This is a genomic window from Psychroserpens mesophilus (genome assembly GCF_050617655.1).
Lineage (GTDB): Bacteria > Bacteroidota > Bacteroidia > Flavobacteriales > Flavobacteriaceae > Psychroserpens > Psychroserpens mesophilus_A.
The window spans coordinates 1-307 of sequence record NZ_JBODQC010000111.1 but is presented as its reverse complement, the minus strand read 5'-3'; the positions used below and the strand labels follow the sequence as shown (position 1 = coordinate 307).

The 307-nt window shown below is 69.1% G+C and carries 1 pseudogene; it reads right to left on the bottom strand.

The features are described 5' to 3' along the window. Positions 1–300, bottom strand: a pseudogene (locus ACRHNM_RS16550) (DUF5690 family protein); the annotation flags it as partial. Between the last annotated feature and the right edge of the window lie 7 nt (positions 301–307).

Sequence of the window (307 nt, the reverse complement as noted above, 5' to 3'; positions counted from 1 at the left end):
GAGGTTGTTGCGGACCCAGGCCAGGCCGGCGGTCAGCGCCAGCCCCGCGAACGCCACCGGCGTTTCGATGGCGGCAAAGACACCGGCACTGCCACCGTAGCCCAGCTCGCGGAACAGCTCGGCTTCAAAGCTGTCGCGGAAATCGCGGACTACGGTCAGGCACACCTAGCACAGGATCATCAGCGCCAGCCCCGGCAGGAAGCGGCGCACGAAGGCACGACGCTGCGCGCGGTCCATCGGTAACCGCGGCGAGCGCTCGCGCAGGTCGGCGGCATCCGGAGCGGGAATGCGTTCCAGCATGCGTACC